The organism is Streptomyces sp. NPDC046122 (genome assembly GCF_056429965.1).
In genome coordinates, this window is the sequence record NZ_JBWKLQ010000014.1 from 127,628 (window position 1) to 144,253 (window position 16,626).

At 71.6% G+C, this 16,626-nt stretch carries 18 protein-coding genes and 1 pseudogene; 14 read left to right on the forward strand and 5 right to left on the reverse strand.

Annotation, left to right across the window (positions count from 1 at the left end):
- Positions 1 to 103 precede the first annotated feature (103 nt).
- Both AC07FK_RS28265 and AC07FK_RS28270 read left to right on the forward strand, forming a co-directional pair.
- Positions 104 to 280, forward strand: a complete 177-nt coding sequence (locus AC07FK_RS28265; protein WP_479107778.1) for a hypothetical protein — start codon at positions 104 to 106, stop codon at positions 278 to 280.
- A gap of 126 nt (positions 281 to 406) precedes the next feature.
- On the forward strand, positions 407 to 823 hold the full coding sequence (locus AC07FK_RS28270; RefSeq protein ID WP_479107779.1) for a CBS domain-containing protein: 417 nt from the start codon (positions 407 to 409) through the stop codon (positions 821 to 823).
- 373 nt (positions 824 to 1,196) lie between these two features.
- Here the strand turns inward: AC07FK_RS28270 and AC07FK_RS28275 are convergent, their stop codons facing one another.
- From AC07FK_RS28275 to AC07FK_RS28285, 3 genes are all read right to left on the reverse strand, one after another.
- Positions 1,197 to 1,952, reverse strand: a complete 756-nt coding sequence (locus AC07FK_RS28275; RefSeq protein ID WP_479107821.1) for a VOC family protein — start codon at positions 1,950 to 1,952, stop codon at positions 1,197 to 1,199.
- Between the two features lie 664 nt (positions 1,953 to 2,616).
- The gene (locus tag AC07FK_RS28280; RefSeq protein WP_479107780.1) at positions 2,617 to 2,967 is read right to left on the reverse strand and encodes an STAS domain-containing protein; all 351 of its coding nucleotides are present in this window, start codon (positions 2,965 to 2,967) and stop codon (positions 2,617 to 2,619) included.
- Between the two features lie 88 nt (positions 2,968 to 3,055).
- Positions 3,056 to 3,196: a hypothetical protein gene (locus tag AC07FK_RS28285; RefSeq protein ID WP_479107781.1), complete on the reverse strand. Its 141-nt coding sequence runs from the start codon at positions 3,194 to 3,196 to the stop codon at positions 3,056 to 3,058.
- 288 nt (positions 3,197 to 3,484) lie between these two features.
- Here AC07FK_RS28285 and AC07FK_RS28290 point away from each other — a divergent pair, with 288 nt between their 5' ends.
- From AC07FK_RS28290 to AC07FK_RS28315, 6 genes and pseudogenes are all read left to right on the forward strand, one after another.
- On the forward strand, positions 3,485 to 3,685 hold the full coding sequence (locus AC07FK_RS28290) for a hypothetical protein (protein ID WP_479107822.1): 201 nt from the start codon (positions 3,485 to 3,487) through the stop codon (positions 3,683 to 3,685).
- A gap of 98 nt (positions 3,686 to 3,783) precedes the next feature.
- Positions 3,784 to 4,365: a DUF488 domain-containing protein gene (locus AC07FK_RS28295; RefSeq protein ID WP_479107782.1), complete on the forward strand. Its 582-nt coding sequence runs from the start codon at positions 3,784 to 3,786 to the stop codon at positions 4,363 to 4,365.
- Positions 4,366 to 4,384: 19 nt separating this feature from the next.
- Positions 4,385 to 4,660 (forward strand): annotated as a pseudogene (locus AC07FK_RS28300) (DUF1062 domain-containing protein); the annotation flags it as partial.
- A 343-nt stretch (positions 4,661 to 5,003) separates the two neighbouring features.
- The gene (locus tag AC07FK_RS28305; protein WP_479107783.1) at positions 5,004 to 5,609 is read left to right on the forward strand and encodes a hypothetical protein; all 606 of its coding nucleotides are present in this window, start codon (positions 5,004 to 5,006) and stop codon (positions 5,607 to 5,609) included.
- 267 nt (positions 5,610 to 5,876) lie between these two features.
- Positions 5,877 to 6,284 (forward strand): YciI family protein, encoded by a 408-nt coding sequence (locus AC07FK_RS28310; protein ID WP_479107784.1) that lies wholly within the window; start codon positions 5,877 to 5,879, stop codon positions 6,282 to 6,284.
- Positions 6,285 to 6,292: 8 nt separating this feature from the next.
- Positions 6,293 to 7,477: an RNA polymerase sigma factor gene (locus AC07FK_RS28315; protein WP_479107823.1), complete on the forward strand. Its 1,185-nt coding sequence runs from the start codon at positions 6,293 to 6,295 to the stop codon at positions 7,475 to 7,477.
- 121 nt (positions 7,478 to 7,598) lie between these two features.
- Here the strand turns inward: AC07FK_RS28315 and AC07FK_RS28320 are convergent, their stop codons facing one another.
- Positions 7,599 to 8,993, reverse strand: coding sequence for an FG-GAP repeat domain-containing protein (locus tag AC07FK_RS28320; RefSeq protein ID WP_479107785.1), 1,395 nt, complete (start codon positions 8,991 to 8,993; stop codon positions 7,599 to 7,601).
- Between the two features lie 160 nt (positions 8,994 to 9,153).
- Here AC07FK_RS28320 and AC07FK_RS28325 point away from each other — a divergent pair, with 160 nt between their 5' ends.
- From AC07FK_RS28325 to AC07FK_RS28335, 3 genes are all read left to right on the forward strand, one after another.
- Positions 9,154 to 10,098, forward strand: a complete 945-nt coding sequence (locus AC07FK_RS28325) for an RNA polymerase sigma-70 factor (protein WP_479107786.1) — start codon at positions 9,154 to 9,156, stop codon at positions 10,096 to 10,098.
- 134 nt (positions 10,099 to 10,232) lie between these two features.
- Complete coding sequence (locus tag AC07FK_RS28330) at positions 10,233 to 11,435, forward strand: NAD(P)/FAD-dependent oxidoreductase (protein ID WP_479107787.1); 1,203 nt, start codon at positions 10,233 to 10,235, stop codon at positions 11,433 to 11,435.
- Positions 11,436 to 11,972: 537 nt separating this feature from the next.
- Positions 11,973 to 12,857, forward strand: a complete 885-nt coding sequence (locus tag AC07FK_RS28335; RefSeq protein WP_479107788.1) for a GAF domain-containing protein — start codon at positions 11,973 to 11,975, stop codon at positions 12,855 to 12,857.
- A gap of 150 nt (positions 12,858 to 13,007) precedes the next feature.
- Here the strand turns inward: AC07FK_RS28335 and AC07FK_RS28340 are convergent, their stop codons facing one another.
- Positions 13,008 to 13,925: a DUF6891 domain-containing protein gene (locus AC07FK_RS28340; protein WP_479107789.1), complete on the reverse strand. Its 918-nt coding sequence runs from the start codon at positions 13,923 to 13,925 to the stop codon at positions 13,008 to 13,010.
- A gap of 321 nt (positions 13,926 to 14,246) precedes the next feature.
- Here AC07FK_RS28340 and AC07FK_RS28345 point away from each other — a divergent pair, with 321 nt between their 5' ends.
- The 3 genes from AC07FK_RS28345 to AC07FK_RS28355 all read left to right on the forward strand — a co-directional run bounded on the left by AC07FK_RS28345 (position 14,247) and on the right by AC07FK_RS28355 (position 16,458).
- The gene (locus AC07FK_RS28345) at positions 14,247 to 14,906 is read left to right on the forward strand and encodes a DUF2278 family protein (protein ID WP_479107790.1); all 660 of its coding nucleotides are present in this window, start codon (positions 14,247 to 14,249) and stop codon (positions 14,904 to 14,906) included.
- Between the two features lie 746 nt (positions 14,907 to 15,652).
- Positions 15,653 to 15,874, forward strand: a complete 222-nt coding sequence (locus AC07FK_RS28350) for a hypothetical protein (RefSeq protein ID WP_479107791.1) — start codon at positions 15,653 to 15,655, stop codon at positions 15,872 to 15,874.
- A 5-nt stretch (positions 15,875 to 15,879) separates the two neighbouring features.
- Positions 15,880 to 16,458 (forward strand): hypothetical protein, encoded by a 579-nt coding sequence (locus AC07FK_RS28355; protein ID WP_479107792.1) that lies wholly within the window; start codon positions 15,880 to 15,882, stop codon positions 16,456 to 16,458.
- Positions 16,459 to 16,626 lie beyond the last annotated feature (168 nt).

Sequence of the window (16,626 nt, forward strand, 5' to 3'; positions counted from 1 at the left end):
AAGTGCTCGGCAACGACATCGACCGAATCGTGGCCGAACCGTCGGCCGCCCTGCTCCACCGAGCCCGTCGGGTTCTGGACTGTTCGGGTCCGGTGCCCTGGCCGTGAAGGAGGCGGCGTACGGCACCGCTGCACGCCTCCCCGCCCTGCACGACGCGCTGTTCAAGGGCCTGCGGGCGGGCTACCACGACCTGTACGGCGACCTGGAACCGGCCGCCGTGCGGGTTCTGCTCGACCGACTGGGTCTCAAGGCCGGCGAGGCCGGAAACCGCCCATCGTGAGCCGAGTTTCGGATGGATCGCGCGCCGCGCAGTTATGGGCCTGCGAGTCGGGGAACTCTGGGCAGGTCGATCCAGTTGCCGTCGCCACCATGGCGTACGGCGTCGCACGTGAGAAGGAGCTGCGCGATGACGAAGGCGCGAGAGATCATGACCGGCGGGACCGAGTGCGTCGGTGCGGACGACAGTGTTCTGGACGCCGCCCGCAAGATGAAGGATCTCGGTGTGGGCGCCCTGCCGATCTGTGGCACGGACAACAAGCTCAAGGGCATGCTGACCGACCGGGACATCGTGGTGAAGGTCCTCGGCGCCGGCAAGGACCCCGCCACCTGTACGGCGGGGGAGTTGGCGCAGGGCGAGGCGGTGACCATCGGCGCGGACGACGAAGCCGAGGAGATCCTGCGCACCATGACGGAGCACAAGGTGCGCCGTCTGCCGGTGATCGACGGGCACGACCTCGTGGGCATGGTGGCACAGGCGGATGTCGCACGCGCTCTGCCCGACCCCAAGGTCGGTGACCTCGTGGAAGCGCTGTCCACCGACTGACCGCACGCCCACCATGTCGGCGGCCGACCAGGACCGCGGCGAAGACCCCCGGTCAGGCCCGACGCGTACCGACGTGTTCGGCTGCCGGAACGGTCCGCCTGCCACTCCCGCCGACCACCGTCCGCCGCTGCAATTCCCACCCTCACGGTCAGTACGCCGCCGATGGCGGTGCGGCGACCGGGAGGAGGGCACCCGGGGCCCCCTGACGAGGTGCTGCCGGTCGATGTCTCGGTCCTGTGATGTACGCAAGTGTCGGCCGGCGCCACCGGCGGCCGGCGCCGAGTGGGCCAACCGGTGCTGTGCAGGTACCCGACCGGCCCGGCGGCGAGGTGATGTGGCGTGTGCCGCCCGGTTGCCCCGCCCGCACCTGGTCTCACTGCGGCACAGGGGGTGCCTCTCCAGTGCCGGCCGTGAGGGTGAACAGGGCTCCGTCCGGGTCGCGCAGCGTCGTCCAGCGTTCGGTGGCACTCGAAGTGACCTCCGAAACGATGCTTCCGCCCAGCGCAGTGGCCGCCTCGACGGCCGGCTCGAGCTCGGGAACACGGAAGTAGACGTACCAACGCGGGCGGGTCTGCGGCCTGAGCGAGGCGACTTCCACCGGCCCGCTGTTCAAGCGCGCCACGGGTTCGCCGTTGCTCCGCAGCACGACCCGGTCCTCCTCGTACGAGACCTCGCAGCAGCGGGACCGGCCGGTGGCCCACTCCAGGACCTCGCCGTAGAAGATCGCCGCGTCGAACGCGTTGCGGGTGCGCAGTTCGAGCCACGCCGGCGCCTGATGCTCCCCGATCCTCCAGCCCGAGAACACGAACCCCTGCCACACCCCGAACGAGGCACCGTCACGGTCGGCTGCGAGAGCTCCCCGGCCACCCGTCTCGAAGGAGACCGGACCTACGGCGACCGTGCCGCCGCGCTCCCGGATCCGGGCCGCGGCCGCGTCTGCGCTCCGGACGGCGAAGTAGGGCGTCCAGGCCGACGGCGCCGCCAGTACCCCGGCCGACGCGCCGATCCCCGCGACCGGCACGCCGTCCAGTTCGGCCACCGACAGACCGTCACCGACCTGGCCCGGCCGGAAGCTCCAGCCGAGCAGGCTTCCGTAGAAACGCTGCGACGCCTCGAGGTCCCGGGCCATCAGGCTCACCCAGCAGGGCGCACCGAAGACCTGTTCCGTTGAAACCTCCGTCACGATTCCGCCCTTCCCCGACGCCGGCCGGCACGCCCCCGGGGCGGCTGCACCGACACAACAGGTACCGCGCCGACCGGCTGCGGGCACGAAGGCGCGCCACGGTGGAGCGCCGCACAGCGCCCCACCCGCGCGCCGAAGCCGCCCTTCACCCCCCGGGGCGGAGGAAACGGACGATCAGCCGGACACGTCGCTCACCGGGCAGGTCGAAGTGCACCCACAGGGAGCCGTCCTCGCGCCAGGCGTCCATCGGGAAAGCGGTGGCGGATGAGGTCGCGCCGTTGCGTGGGCGAATCGGTCCAGCTCACGGAAGGGGTCGGTACGCAGCAGCATCGCCACCGCCTCCTCTGCGACGTTCGGCACGTGGCTTCGGCTTCCGACGACACTCGTATATCTCGCCCCAGGAAATTGACAAGAGGGCACTCATGTTTTCTGCCTGCACTGGAGGCAACCTGTGGTGAAGGAAGAGCCGACGTCGGCGTGGTGCCCGGGGAACGCGCCCTGGAGCAGCGGACATCGTCGTACGGCTCTGCCTGACCTGATGCTGAGGAGGCGCTGAGCGCGCGGGAGCCGCTGGCCCCGATATCGGGCGCGAAGGACAAGCGGGCAGCAGTCAGCGCTCGTCGTCGCTGTATGCGAGGCCCTCGGCGCCGGTCTGGCGCAACGTCCGACGGATGTCGTCCGTGGCGCCCAGCACCTCGATCCGCGCAGGCGGGGAGGTGTACAGAAGCGGTCTGACGAGGGCGAAGGCGCAGATCAGATCGAGCTTCTCGACACCGCGCACGTCGAGCACCCACTCGCGCACCCGCTGCACCTCGCCCGTCATGAGGCAGCTCTCGATCTGCCGGGCGAGCGGGCCGGTGATCTCTCCGGACAGGGTCAGCCGCGCGCGGTCTCCTTCGATCGGCGCCAGCACCACGCCTCGCGGACCGGCGCCTTCGGTGGGCTTTACCGTGGCTGCCATCTGAGCCTCCCTGGCCGGATCCCCTTCACCCATTTTCCCACGGGTCAGCCCACGAGGCCCGCGCCCTGGAAGAGTGCGGCGAGGGTTGTCACTCCGGCCCGGGGTGCGCAGCGTCGTACTTCTTCGTCCACGTCGCACCGCACCGGCAGGCGTACTCCTCGATCAGCTCGCCGTCGTCCGACACCGACACATCGCCGCGTACACGCACGTGTACATGCTGCTGACTCATGGGAATCACGCTCCATCGTGGGCGGCCCCACCCGGCCCCACCTGAGCCTGCCCGCCGCGGGGAGCATATGCGGACGTCCACGGCGATCAGCAAGACTCTGTTCTGAAGCTCACACGCCGGACGGCTGGTGAGACTGGTCTGCCAGAGAACGACGGAAGAGGCGGTCGCGTCCGGTCGAGCGGGCGGCCTACGGAGCCGTTGCTTGCCCAGGGACGGGCCCCGCCTGGCCAAAGGGTTCGCGTATCACTTCCGCCGGGCAAGGCCGTCATCGAGGATGTCCTTGTGACCATGAAAATGACGGACCGTATCGGCACTCTGATCTCGGTCTTGCATCTCCTTACCTGCGTGTTGCTGCTCGCCCTGGCCGTCAGGGAGTACCGCTCCGGGGCATCGGCTGTCTGGTTGGGGGCCGGGGCTGCCCTGTTCTTCAGTGCCTTGTACACGCTCGTGCGGGACGTGCGGCGGCTCCGCACGCCGTCGACGAGCTGACGAGCGCGCGGTGTCGATCTGGCCCGCCTCGCTGACCCGCCGGCCAAGGCGGGCCGAGTCGCGCTGCCGTCCTGACGGGGAACTGCTGCACTCGATACATGGACCATGACCGGGCCGAACGCCCAGACGTCTTCCCGACGCCACAGATCGAGCTGATCACCTTCGGCCACAGCACCGCAGGCCGGGAGACGCTCGCCCAGCTCCTCCGGGCAGCCGACGTCACCGCCGTTGTCGATGTCAGGACCGCTCCCGGCAGCCGCCGAGACCCGGATCTGTTGCGGCAGCGGCTCGCACAGTGGATGCCTGAAGAGGGCCTCGCCTACCGCTGGGAGCCGCGCCTGGGGGGATTCCGCAAGGCACCGCCCGGCTCGCCCGACACGGTATGGCGCAACGAGTCCTTCCGGGGGTACGCGGCACACACCCGCAGCCCGGAGTTCGTCGCGGCCATGGAGGCGCTCACCCAGCAAGCGTGGCAGGACCGCACCGCGGTGATGTGCAGCGAAGCGGTGTGGTGGCGATGTCACCGGCGCCTGATCGCCGACTTCGCCGTCCTGGCCCGCGGGACGCTCGTTCACCACCTCATGCAGGACGGACGCCTTGCAGCTCACCACCCGACGCCGGGCGTGCGCCTTCGCGACGACGGCCTGCTTGTCTACGACGACGCGGACCCGCCGCCGTGACGACGGGCGAAGCCCTTCAGATCCGGTCGTGCGGCACCGTAATCGCATCGCCCTCGACTGGGACAACGCCTGGCGCCTCGACACCGGCGGGTCGGATCACCTGGACCGCGAGGTGTTCGACGTCTCGGTCCGCTTCGCGGCGCGGATTCCTGTCCGGCCGGTGCGACTCGTCGCTGAAGGTTGCGGTCTTCCGCGGGTTGAGGTCGAGCGTCTGATCACGGAAGGGAAACTCGTATCGGCAGTCCGGCTGAGCGGCAAGCTCTCCGGCGACTTCACCTTCACGCTCAAGCGCTGATCCGTCATCGGGGCCAAGGGCCTGTCCGGCAAGATCCGCCGGACAGGCCCTTGGGATGTCGTCCGGTCAGCGCGGTGTCGGCTACGTCGACGCGGTCCGTCCGACGATCCGCACAACGCACCTTGCCCAAGGCCGGCTTGGCCTCTCGTATGGGGCGATCGGTCATGGGGCGCGCCGTTGCCGGCCGGTGACATTCGTGACGTAGCTGTAGCAACGGAGCAGGGCAACGGAAGAGCCCCTTAGCGGGTCGTACAAGGTGTAATGGCCGTCAGCGGTCGGCGGGCAGCACGACTGAGTCCCGTCCTCGCATCCGGTCGTCTCGACAGCAACGCATGGGGGAATCATGAACGTCCGCACCCGCGGTACCCGACTCGTGCTGGCCGCGCTGGCCGCCGCGACCGCAGTCACGCTCGCCGCCGCCCCGGCGACGGCGGCGAGCTCTCCCCAGTTCCTGGAGCCGAAGGAACTGCCGCCCCACCCGACCTCACCGTGGTACGCCGGCCCGGTCACCGCCGGGCAGCCCGAGCACGCGCCGGTCTGCGTCGGTGAGGCGCTGCCGTCCATCTCCAGCCACCGTGAGTTCTGGACCGAGTACGACACCAACGGGTCGCAGGTCACTGTGGTCGAGCGCGACGAGCAGCGGGCGAAGGCGTTCGCCGCCCTGCTGCGCCGGAAGATCGCCGACTGTGCCGAACGGCTCATGGCAGAGAACCCCGACATCACAGCGACGCAGAAGAGCTACGGCAAGATCAACGTCGAGGAGGGCGCCACTGTCCATGGCCTGCACACCGTCAGCGACTGGGGTTCCTCCGACGTCAGCCTGTTCTCGGTGGGCCGGGACGGCAGGACCGTGACGTATGTCCGGTGGGCGCAAATGGGGACTTTCGCACACGCGCAGGTCACGGACTTCAGGGCGACCACGGTGACGGCTGTCAACAAGCTCTACTGAGCCCCGCCCGGAGCCGCCCGTTCCGCACACGCGGGACGGGTGGCTCCTCCGCCTGCCAGTTCGGCTGAGGGTCGGCGGAACGAGCACGTTGCGTGTGGTTTCGCGCCGCTCCACGAACCCGGCCACCGGGCGGCGACCCGCCTGAGAACATCTTCGGCCTTCGGCAGCCAGAAAACTTTCGGCGAGGATGTCGAGAACGCGTGGCCGGCTCCGTCCCCGGGGTGAACGCGACCACAATGGGTCGCACCAGCACCGAGGAGAAACACGATGGCCAAGTACCTGCTGCTGAAGCACTACCGCGGCGCTCCGGCTCCGGTCAACGACGTGCCCATGGAGAAGTGGACGCCGGAGGAGATCGCGGCGCACGTCACGTACATGGGCGACTTCGCGGCCCGGCTCGAGGAGACCGGCGAGTTCGTCGACGGGCAGGCCCTCGCCCCCGAGGGGACGTTCGTCCGGTACGACGGTGAAGGGCGGCCCCCGGTCACCGACGGGCCGTTCGCCGAGACCAAGGACCTCATCGCCGGCTGGATGGTGATCGACGTCGACAGCTACGAGCGCGCCGTCGAGCTCGCCGGAGAGCTGTCGGCCGCGCCGGGGGCGGGCGGGAAGCCGATCCACGAGTGGCTCGAAGTGCGCCCGTTCCTCGCCGCGCCGCCCACCATCTCGGAGTGACCTCTGCGATGAACGAGGCGCTGCTCCGGAGCCTCGTGCCGGGAGTGCTCGGTATCCTCGTCCGCCGCGGAGCAGACTTCGCGGCGGCCGAGGACGCCGTACAGGACGCGCTGGTCGAGGCGCTCCGCGTCTGGCCGGCCGATCCTTCCCCGAGCTCTCGGCTTCGCCCGAGCAGGGGAGACCCCATTCGAGACCCCAAGGGCTGGCTGGTCACCGTGGCCTGGCGGCGGTTCCTCGACGCGACCCGTGCGGACGCCGCCCGGCGCCGGCGCGAGGACCTCGTCGACGAGGAACCGGCCCCCGGGCCCGCACCGGCGGTCGACGACACACTTCAGCTCTACTTCCTGTGCGCCCACCCGTCGCTCACGCCGTCGTCCGCGGTCGCGCTCACGCTGCGCGCCGTCGGCGGACTCACCACCCGCCAGATCGCCCAGGCGTACCTGGTGCCCGAAGCGACCATGGCGCAGCGCATCAGCCGGGCCAAGCGCACCGTCTCCGGTGTGCGGTTCGACCAGCCCGGCGACGTCGCCACCGTGCTGCGCGTCCTCTACCTGGTCTTCAACGAGGGCTACTCCGGCGACGTCGACCTCGCCGCCGAGGCCATCCGGCTCACCTGGCAGCTCGCGGCCGCGATCGACCACCCCGAGGTGGCGGGGCTGCTCGCCCTCATGCTGCTCCACCACGCCCGGCGCGCCTCACGGACCGCGCCGGACGGCAGCCTGGTGCCGCTCGCCGAGCAGGACCGCGGCCGGTGGGACACGGATGCGATCGCCGAGGGTGTCCGCATCCTGCAGGCGGCCCTCGCCCGCGACCGGCTGGGCGAGTTCCAGGCCCAGGCCGCCGTCGCGGCACTCCACGCCGACGCGCCCACCGCCGAGGAGACCGACTGGGTGCAGATCGTCGAGTGGTACGACGAGCTCGCCCGCCTGACCACCAGCCCGGTCGTCCGGCTCAACCGCGCCGTGGCCGTCGGCGAGGCCGACGGACCGCGCGCCGGGCTGGCGGCGCTCACGGCGCTGGATCCTTCGCTGCCCCGCTACGCAGCGGTGGCGGCGTACCTCCACGAACGGGACGGCGACCTGGAGACGGCGGCACGGCTGTACGCCGACGCGGCCCGGAAGGCACCCAACCTCACCGAGCGCGATTACCTGACCCGCCAGGCCGCCCGCCTCAATGCCCTCGGGCGTGGCTGACGGGGCGCGCACGACCCGCAGTGCTGCGCCGAGAGCGAGGGCGCGAGGGGCGTGGCGACGGCCGGTACGTTCCTCCTCGTCGTCACCGGGCCTCAAGGCGCCGGCGTCAACGGCCCCTGTGTCAGTGTCCCTGGGTGTAGGGGAGCGTGGTGAAGACGGCCAGGTCCTGGCGGCCGGAGGTGATCCACCAGTGGGTGGGCGTTAGGAAGGAGGCCGCGCCCCAGTTGAGGACGATCTCGTCCTTGCCGTCGGCGTTGAGGTCCGTGCCCGTGTGCAGCCAGGCGTACCGGCGGTGTTTCCGCACCTTCGCGCCGTCGACGCGGGCCGGCATGGTGCGTTGCAGCGCGCGCCGGGTCTGCACACCGGAGCGGTCGAGGCCGATCACCTCTGTCAGCACCCGCCCGGTACCGAACCTGGTGAGCCGGTTGGCGGCCACGGCCAGCTCGTCGCGGCCGTCGCCATCGGTGTCGGCGGCGGCCACGCCGCAACTGCCGGGTACGCGGAAGTCGATGGTCTCCGAGCCGCCTCCGAAGTGGACGGTGACCATTTCGCTGACCGAGGGCGGCGTGACCGAGGCACCGGGTTCGTTCTGGCGGGTGCCGTCATCGGCGACGGCGAGATCCCGGCTGCCGTCGCCGTCGAAGTCGCCGAAGGCGAGGACGTTGCCGGCGCGCAGCTCCCGGCCGGTGGCAGCGATGCCACCCGGACCGGCGGGAAAGTACAGGGAGCCGCTCTGCTCGCCGTCGTTGCCGTACTTCACCACCAGGCCGGTGGCCCGGCCCGGCGCGATCCGGTCGACGATGAGCCGGCCCCCCTGCCCTGGTGCGAGGGGACGGCTTCCGGTGCGGGCCGGCCGGCCCGAGCGGTCGAACGGGCCGTACAACAGGGCCACCGAGCGGCCGGACTCCAGCGCGAGATCGGCGTGGCCGTCGCCGTCGAAGTCGCCTGCGACCGGATCGGTTTCGTCGCGCCCGGTCGCCTCCGGCAGTGTGACCCGGGTGGCCCTGCGGCCGGGCGCCGGGCGGCCGGCCGGGGTGCCCCAGGCGATGTACGGGTCGACGCCCGCCGGCCCCATGGCGGGCTTCTGTTCCGCCGGGCTTCGGTCGCGGATGGCGGAGCCGACGAAGTCGGGGAAGCCGTCCCCGTCCAGATCCGCGGTGGGCACCGGCGCCACGTACTCGGGGTCCTGCATCCGCGGCGCCACCGGGAAGCCGAAGTCGCTGCGGCTCAGCACCGTCCGTACCTCCGGCTTCAGCCCGGCGCGCGAGCCGTACACGAAAGCGACCCGGCTGTTGGACCGGACCGGGATCTGCAGGTCGGGATAACCGTCGCCGTTGACGTCGTCGGGAAGCTCGCCGCCCTTGCCCCGTGGGACGGGCGCGGACGCGGAGGGCGTGACGACGGCGGGGCCGGCCGCCGGGCGGCGTTCACCGGCGCCGTGCTGGTTGTCGCTGCACCCTGCGAGGAGCGACATGGCCACGCAGGCGGTGGCCAGGTGTCGGGGACTTCGGTTCATGGTCGACAGAAGACATCTGCCGGGCCGCCGGAACCACGGTCGGGGGCCTTCTGTTACGGGACTGCGACGTACGCTGCTCCGCCGACGGCGCAAGCGTACGCCCCGGGTTCGGCACCTGCCCGCCGACGGTCTCCCACGCCGCCCGGCTAGGATCCGGTCCATGCCGCTGACGACGAAGGACGTGGACCGGTTCGAGGCCGCGAGGCCCCGTCTGGAAGCCGTCGCCTACCGCCTGCTGGGCTCCGTGAGCGAGGCCGAGGACGCCGTGCAGGAGACGTTTCTGCGCTGGCAGGCCGCTGACGTCGACCGCATCGAGGTCCCCGAGGCCTGGTTGACGAAGGTGCTGACCAACCTGTGTCTGAACCAGCTCACATCGGCCCGCGCGCGGCGCGAGTCCTATGTGGGCCAGTGGCTGCCCGAGCCGCTGCTCGGCGGGGACCCGATGCTCGGCCCCGCCGAGACCTTCGAGCAGCGCGAGTCGCTCTCGTACGCGGTCCTCACCCTCATGGAGCGGTTGTCCCCCAAGGAGCGTGCGGTGTACGTGCTGCGGGAGGCGTTCGGCTACACGCATCGGGAGATCGCCGAAATCCTCGACCTCTCCGAGGCCGCGGGCCAGCAGATCTTCCACCGCGCCAAGAAGCACATCGCGGACGGCAAGACCCGCACCGAGATCGACGAGGCCGCCGCCCGGCGGATCGTCGAGGAGTTCCTGGCGGCGGCCACCAGTGGGCGGACGGAGCCGCTCGTACGGCTGCTCACCGCCGATGCCGTCGCGGTCGGCGACGGCGGCGGGAAGGTCCCGGCCCGCGCCAGGGCGTTCGAGGGCGCCGTGGCGGTCGCGACGTTCATGCGCGGCCTGTTCAAGCCCGCGCAGTCCAAGCGCGCCCTGGTCGGCGGCTCGCCCGCCATCCACGTGACGAGCGCCAACGGCGGCCCCGCCGTCGTGGCGGTACTCGACGGCCGGGTCGTCGGCGTCATGTGCCCGGAGGTCACCTCCGAGGGCATCGCCGCTTTCCGCAGCCAGGTCAACCCCGACAAGCTCGAGCGGGCGACCGAGATGTGGGCAGCCGCCGACCACGGGGAACCCCTGTTCCACGCGTTCTGATCGCGACTCCGGATGTCCCGGTCGCGGTGTGAGCTGCTTCACATCGCGGTCCTGTCAGGAAACGGCGGGCTGCCCGGTTCAAGGGGTGAATCCGCGCAAGACACAGGGCGGACCGCGCAGACAGGAGCAGGGAAATGCAGCACCGCATCATCGTCCTCGGCGCCGGATACACCGGAGCCACCGTGGCCGGCCGCCTCGCCAAGCGGCTGCACCGTGACGACGTCGCCATCACTCTCGTCAACGAGGAGCCCGACTTCGTCGAGCGCGTCCGGATGCACCAGCTCGCGGCCGGCCAGGATCTGACGCCCCGGCCCTTCGACGAGATGTTCCGTGCCACCGGCGTGGAGCTGCGGCTCGCGCGGGTCACCCGCGTCGACGTCGACCGCAGGACTGTCGCCGCCGCCGACGCGAGCGGCAGCGCCGAGGAGTTGGAGTACGACACCCTCGTCTACGCCCTCGGCAGCGGCTGGAACGACCAGGGCGTGCCCGGCAGCGCGGAGCACGCCTACGAGATCGCGAGCCGGGCCGGAGCGCTCCGGCTGCGCGAGCGTCTGGCCGGCCTGGACGCCGGACAGCCCGTGGTCGTCGTCGGCGGCGGACTCACCGGTGTGGAGGCGGCGACCGAGATCGCCGCGGCCCGCCCGGACCTCGATGTCGCCCTCGCCGCCCGGGGCGGTCTGGGCGACTGGCTCTCGGACAAGGGCCGCGGCCACCTGCGGAAGGCCTTCGGCAAGCTCGGCATCACGGTGTACGAGCACGCCGCCGTCACCGGCGTCGAGGCCGACGGCGTCACCACTGCCGACGGCAGGACCGTCCCGGCCGCGGTCACCGTGTGGACCACCGGCTTCGCGGTCCACCCGATCGCGCGGGCCACCGCCCTGGAGGTGACCGACACCGGCCAGATCGTGGTCGACGGGACCATGCGCTCGCTCTCGCACCCGGACGTGTACGCCGTCGGTGACGCGGCCATGGCGATGGGCCCCGGTGACAAGCCGCTGCGTATGTCGTGCGCCTCGGGCACCCCCGCCGCGTGGCAGGCTGCCGACGCCATCGCGGCGCGCTTGACCGGTGGGAAGCTCCCGAAGATTCCGATCCGCTACTTCAACCAGTGCATCTCGCTGGGGCGCAGGGACGGTCTGATTCAGTACGTCACCGCCGACGACCGAGCCGTCAGCGCTGCCCTGACCGGTCGGCTCGCCGCCCTCTACAAGGAGTTGATCTGCAAGGGGGCCGCCTGGGGCGTGGCCAACCCGACCCTCGGCCTGCCGACTCGCCGCCGCCGGGTCGTCGTTCAGGAAGCGGCCCAGGCCCGTTCGTCCTTCACGGCGTCGGCCTGACCCGCTCAATGCAGCGGGCGTCCACGTCGTGGGCGCCCATCACTGCTTACGCGCGCAGGCTCGCAGACGACTGCCAGGTGCGCGCCGAAAGCGAGCAGCCGATGGTGGATACGCCGTACCGGCCCGCGGTGATGCCGGGCGTGCCACGAGGCCACGGTAACCGTCGTTGTCGAAATCGCCGTCGACGCCCGAGCCGACCGCGGGGGCGCTGTCGCCGGCGGCTGCGAGCAGACAGCAGGTCAGTGCCGCTGCCGTGATTGCGGCCAGGCCGGTGACACACCGGCATGACACCACGCACTCGAGCGACCCACACGGCGGACCGAGTTCGCGGTGATGCCCGTCACCCCCCGTCCCACCGGCGCCGGTGGGGGTGGCGCGCCGGGCGGGCGGTGTGGTTAGGGTCGGGTGAGTGCTTGGGAAGCAGGCACCCCGTAGCGCGGTGGAGCGGGTGACAAGGGTCGCCCTGTTTGTGGTGTCACGTGCGTGACCCGCTCCGGTACGTACTGCGGGCACCGGGTCCGAGCCAGGAGACCGCGCTTGACGCAGGAGAGCACTGTTGTGCCGTACGTGAGGACGGCGGCCGGGACGTCGGCGGCCCAGCAGGCGGAGGAGAGCGTCGAGGGGCTGCGCGCCGAGTTGGAACGCCTGCGCCGGCAGAACGCGGATCTGCGCGCGCGGGTGCGTACCCATCCGGCGATCGCGCTGGCCCAGGGGATACTCGTCGAGCGCTACGACCTGCGCGACTTCGATGAGGCGTTCGTCCTCATGCGGAACGCGTCACAGCGCGCCAACGTCAAGCTGCATCAGCTCGCTGACGCCCTGAGCCGCGTGCCCGGGCCCGATCGGGACGCGCACCTGTGGTTCCCGCGTCGGGTCCCCACCCCGCCTCCGCCCCTGCGCGGCGTAGACGTGGAGCAGGGCGCCGTGGGCAACCAGGGTGCGGTACTGGGCGCGGCGTTGAGACGGGTCCTGACGATCGCCGGAACGCACATGGGCAACGTGCAGTCGGCCGATCGCTCGGGGCTGCGCATGGAGAAGCACCTGGGTCATCCGAGGGCGTTCACCGACTTCTTCGCGTTCGTCGACGGACCGACGACGTCGTGCTCGCAGGCGGCCGCGGACCAGGAGCAAGTGACCGTCCGCGACGTCGCCACGGCCGAGGTGTTCGACGAGGACTCGCGCCGCACGATTCTCGAGGCGGGCAGCCGCGCGTGTCACAGCGTGCCGCTCAGCGACGGCCGGTCGGTACGGGGAGTCATCTCCTCCCATCACGCGCGTCCCCTGGCCGGCTTCACCCGGCTGGAGATACAGGCGCTGGAGGCCACGGGGCAAGCGGTGGGCCGGTGGCTGACGTGGCACCGGGACACCGTCGTCCGCGACGCCCTCGAGGAGTTGCACCGACTCGCCCGGACGGCGGCGTGACCTCACGCTGAGCGCGAGGACGTCGGAGCGCACCTCACCGGCAGACGCCACGGCTGCCGCGACCCAAAGGAGCACGCGCCGTGTCGCGTCATCACGGCCGGTGCCCGGCCGCGCGACTGGACGTCCGCCCGCCGCTTGGCCGCCCCCCGGTCAGCCCACCAGGCGCCGACGCCAGTCCAGCGGAGTGACGTGCACGGCCCGGCCCGGGGTGCCGTCCCAGGCGGTGGGCAGGCCGACACCCTGGAGTGCCGCCACCACTTCGCGCCCGACCGCCGCGGTGGTCTCCTCCGAGTCGTCGTAACCGCCGAACAGCAGCATCAGGCCGTGGCCGGTGGCGGCGGAGTCGGTGCACTGGCTGTGGAAGTAGACGTAACCGCGGGCATCGGGGGCGCTCTCCTCACCGATCGCGGCGTCGCCGCAGGAGCGGCAGCAAGCGAAGTTCTCCCGGGCCGTGATACCGGCGTCCTCCAGCTCGGTGAAGGCGCGGGCGAGTCGCTCAGGGTCGGTCTCGCCCTGCCAGGTGGCCTGTTCCGCGACGCGTTCCAGCCACATCCGGTCGGCCAGCGCCTCCGCCTGCTTGCGGGAAACGGGGCGGTGGTTCTCCGTGACCAGGTACTCCTCAGCGACCTCCGCCAGTTCGGCGCGCGAGGCGTAGCCGCCGACCAGCACCTCGCGGACGCGCTGCTCCAACTCCTCGCGCCGGTCTTCGCCGATGTCGAGCGGCGGCACCTCGGGGGTGGGTCCCATGTCCAGCGGAGCCCAGTCCGCACCGGCCTCCCAGCCGGCCTCCTGACGTGCCCAGCCGGTCATGGCCGCGATCACGGCCTCCGGGCTGTCGACCATCGCCTGGAAGTGCCGGTCGGCGGCGCCGTCGCGGTGCTCCAGCGTGTAGGCCCCACCGGCCTCGTGCCACACCTGGGTGAAAAAGTCGGGCAGGTCGGGTATCCGCTGCACCACGAGGAAGCGGTCGCCGTCACCGCCGATGCGCCGGACCAGCCCCGCCAGCTCCCCGACGGACACGCGGACGTGCCGTTCCCAGTTCTCCGTCTTCACCGTGATCTCAAGCATGTGCAGACTGTCCCACACGCCTCTGACACCAGACGGTCCGAGCGGATCACGCCAGGTCCGGGGCTGGCGCCCGACGCAGGCGGCGTACGAGCGGAACGTCGGCCGGCGACCGGAGACCGGGTCCGCGACCAGTGCGGCGCCGGCCGCCTGCGTACTCCGGTGACTCCTGTCTCCGTGCCGCACGAGGACCGCAGCGGCACGAGGACCGCAGCGGCACGAGGACCGCAGCGGTACGACGGCGACAGCGGCATGCGAGTGTCAGGGACCGTTCCCTGCGCGAGCCTCGTTCCTCCCGCAGCGGCCGGTGATTGACTGCACCGTATGCCGCTTGACGACTACGGTGTGCTGGCCGGAACGCTGCACCGTCATTTCCGCGACAGACCCGACACCCAGGGCCGTTGGTTCCACGTCAACCTGGAAGTCGACGCGCCGGCTGGGCGATACCGTTGCGCCGTCGACGTGGACAGCAAGCAGTCCGCCACCGGCGTCCAGTGGAAGGTCTTCACCGTGGACGCGTCGGCGCTCGGTCCAGTGGCCGCCATGGCGCCGGGCTACCGGGACCTGGTCCGCAATTCCGGTTCCGGTGCTCTCGATTACATCCGGCACCCCGCCTTGGTGAACCGCCCGGGCTGCGTCTTCGTTCGACGGCCGCCCGGCTGGCTGCAAGCGATGCTCGACAGACTGAATCCGCCCCGGCCGTGGACGGCCGGGACCAACCTGGACGCAGCGCGGGCTCTCGAACCCATCCTCGTCGCCGGGCGGACGGTCTTGATCTTCGGGGAGCCGTTCGGCCAAGGCCTCGGCATGCACAACATCCATCAGAACCAGGGCGACCCGCACGGCAGCCAGTGGTGGGACGAGAACGGCATCTGGCAGGACGGGGCGACGACGACCCGGCGGCCCGACGGCCGGTTCGACGTGTTCCTCTCCAAGTTCTCGACTCAGGCCGACCGCACGGACGACGACGGTCACCCCGCGTAGCCCTCACCGACCAGGGGCTGCGCCGGCCACCATGTCAGGCTGCACCGAGTCCCTTGGGCGGGATGCCCCCGGCGGCGATGCGGGGCCATTGCTGGCCGGCCACCACACACCCCGCCGTGCCGAACCGCCTGTTCCCGGGCGTCCTCCCCACCTGACGGCAAGTGGCGTAAGCCGTCCGGCTCGGCCCGGACTGCCGGTGGTCTTCGCCCCGGACTTCCACGTGGACAGCGCGGTCCTGCCGCATCTCCTCCATTCCGAGGGGGAGACGCGTGCACGATGCCCACCGCTGGTCATCAGCGCGTTCACCGGCGCCAAGGGGTCGCCGGCCATCGTCTTGGCCAGCAGTACGCCGACCGCCAGGGGCAGCAGGGTCGCGGCGAGGGCCGTGCCGGTGCGGGTGACGTGCTGCATGCTCATGCGCCGGGACGCGTCAGGAATCATGGTTCCCATTCCAGCGGCGGGGGAGTGGCGGGTCATCGGACGACGTACTCAGTTCGTTCGGCCGTACGTACTCAGGCTGGGCGCCCGTGGAGGAGCACCCACCGCCGGCGGGTGCGGGGCAGGTGCCGGAGGGCGCCTGACGGCCCGGGACACCCGGGCGGGGCCGCCGTGTCGGCGCCGTGCTCGTGGGACGTGGAACTGCCGCTTGTGACTGCCGCCCCGCCAAGGGCCGGAGTCCTACCGTCGGTCTCCGGCGGACAGCGGCGGAGTGGCCGCGGCTGCGCCTCTTCGCACCGGGAGTGCCCATGAAGAAGAACCGGCTGGCAGCAGGCGGCGCGGCGGCGGCGATCGCCGTCGGGATAGCTGTCGGGGCGGCGGCGCCCGCGAGCGCCGCCCCGGCCGAGCGGATCGGCTCCGTACAGGAACTGCACGCCCAAGTGGCGAAGGCGGTGGCCCTTGAGGCGACCCTGGCGGGCACGCTCGGTGACCCGGTCGGCCAGAAGGTCGCCGAGTCGGTCGAGAGCTGACGGCGGTGGGCACCGTGGGAGTCGCGCGGCGCGACGGTTCCGAGAAGGGTCCGGACCAGGGTCCGGTCACCTGGTGTCCGAGCGGGGCCGCGAACCGGCCGGAGTCGCAGGTTCTCGGCGTGCGGTCCGGTGAGGACGGGCAGGTCGTGTACCTGGACCGGCCGATCGCGGCCGCCGAGGTGCTGGGCGTGGTCCCGGCGGGCATCGAACCGACCCGCGTGCTGAGGTTCGCCTCGCACTGCGTGTCCGCCTGCGCGCACCGGCGGGGCAACGACTGCACGCTCGTCGAGCGGGTGCAGACGCTGCCCTCGGCTCGCGAGGAGCGGTCGGTCCCACGGTGCCACCTCCGCGGACGGTGCCAGTGGTGGCAGCAGGCAGGGGTGTCCGCCTGCCACCGGTGTCCGGCCGTGAGCACCGCGACCTTCCGCGAGGACACTCTCGCCACCCTGGTCGCGGATCCGGCGACCACGCCGGAACAACTGAGCGCCTGGATCGCCGCATCGCCGGACGGACCTGAACCCGGGCCCGACGGTCCGGAAGGCCGGGCGGCAGGGCACGCGGCGAGCGCCGGTACGTTGCGCTGATCCGGCCCGTAGGGTGGGCCCGCCCACTCAGTCCGGACCGGCGGCACCGCAGCAGAACGACAACTGAATGGCCAGTACGGCCGGTGGGGTTGGGGGGGGGTTCTCCCCCGACGACCACCCCCTTTCGCCAACCCCCCCCCCCCCCCCCCCCCACGCGGAGCCCCCAAA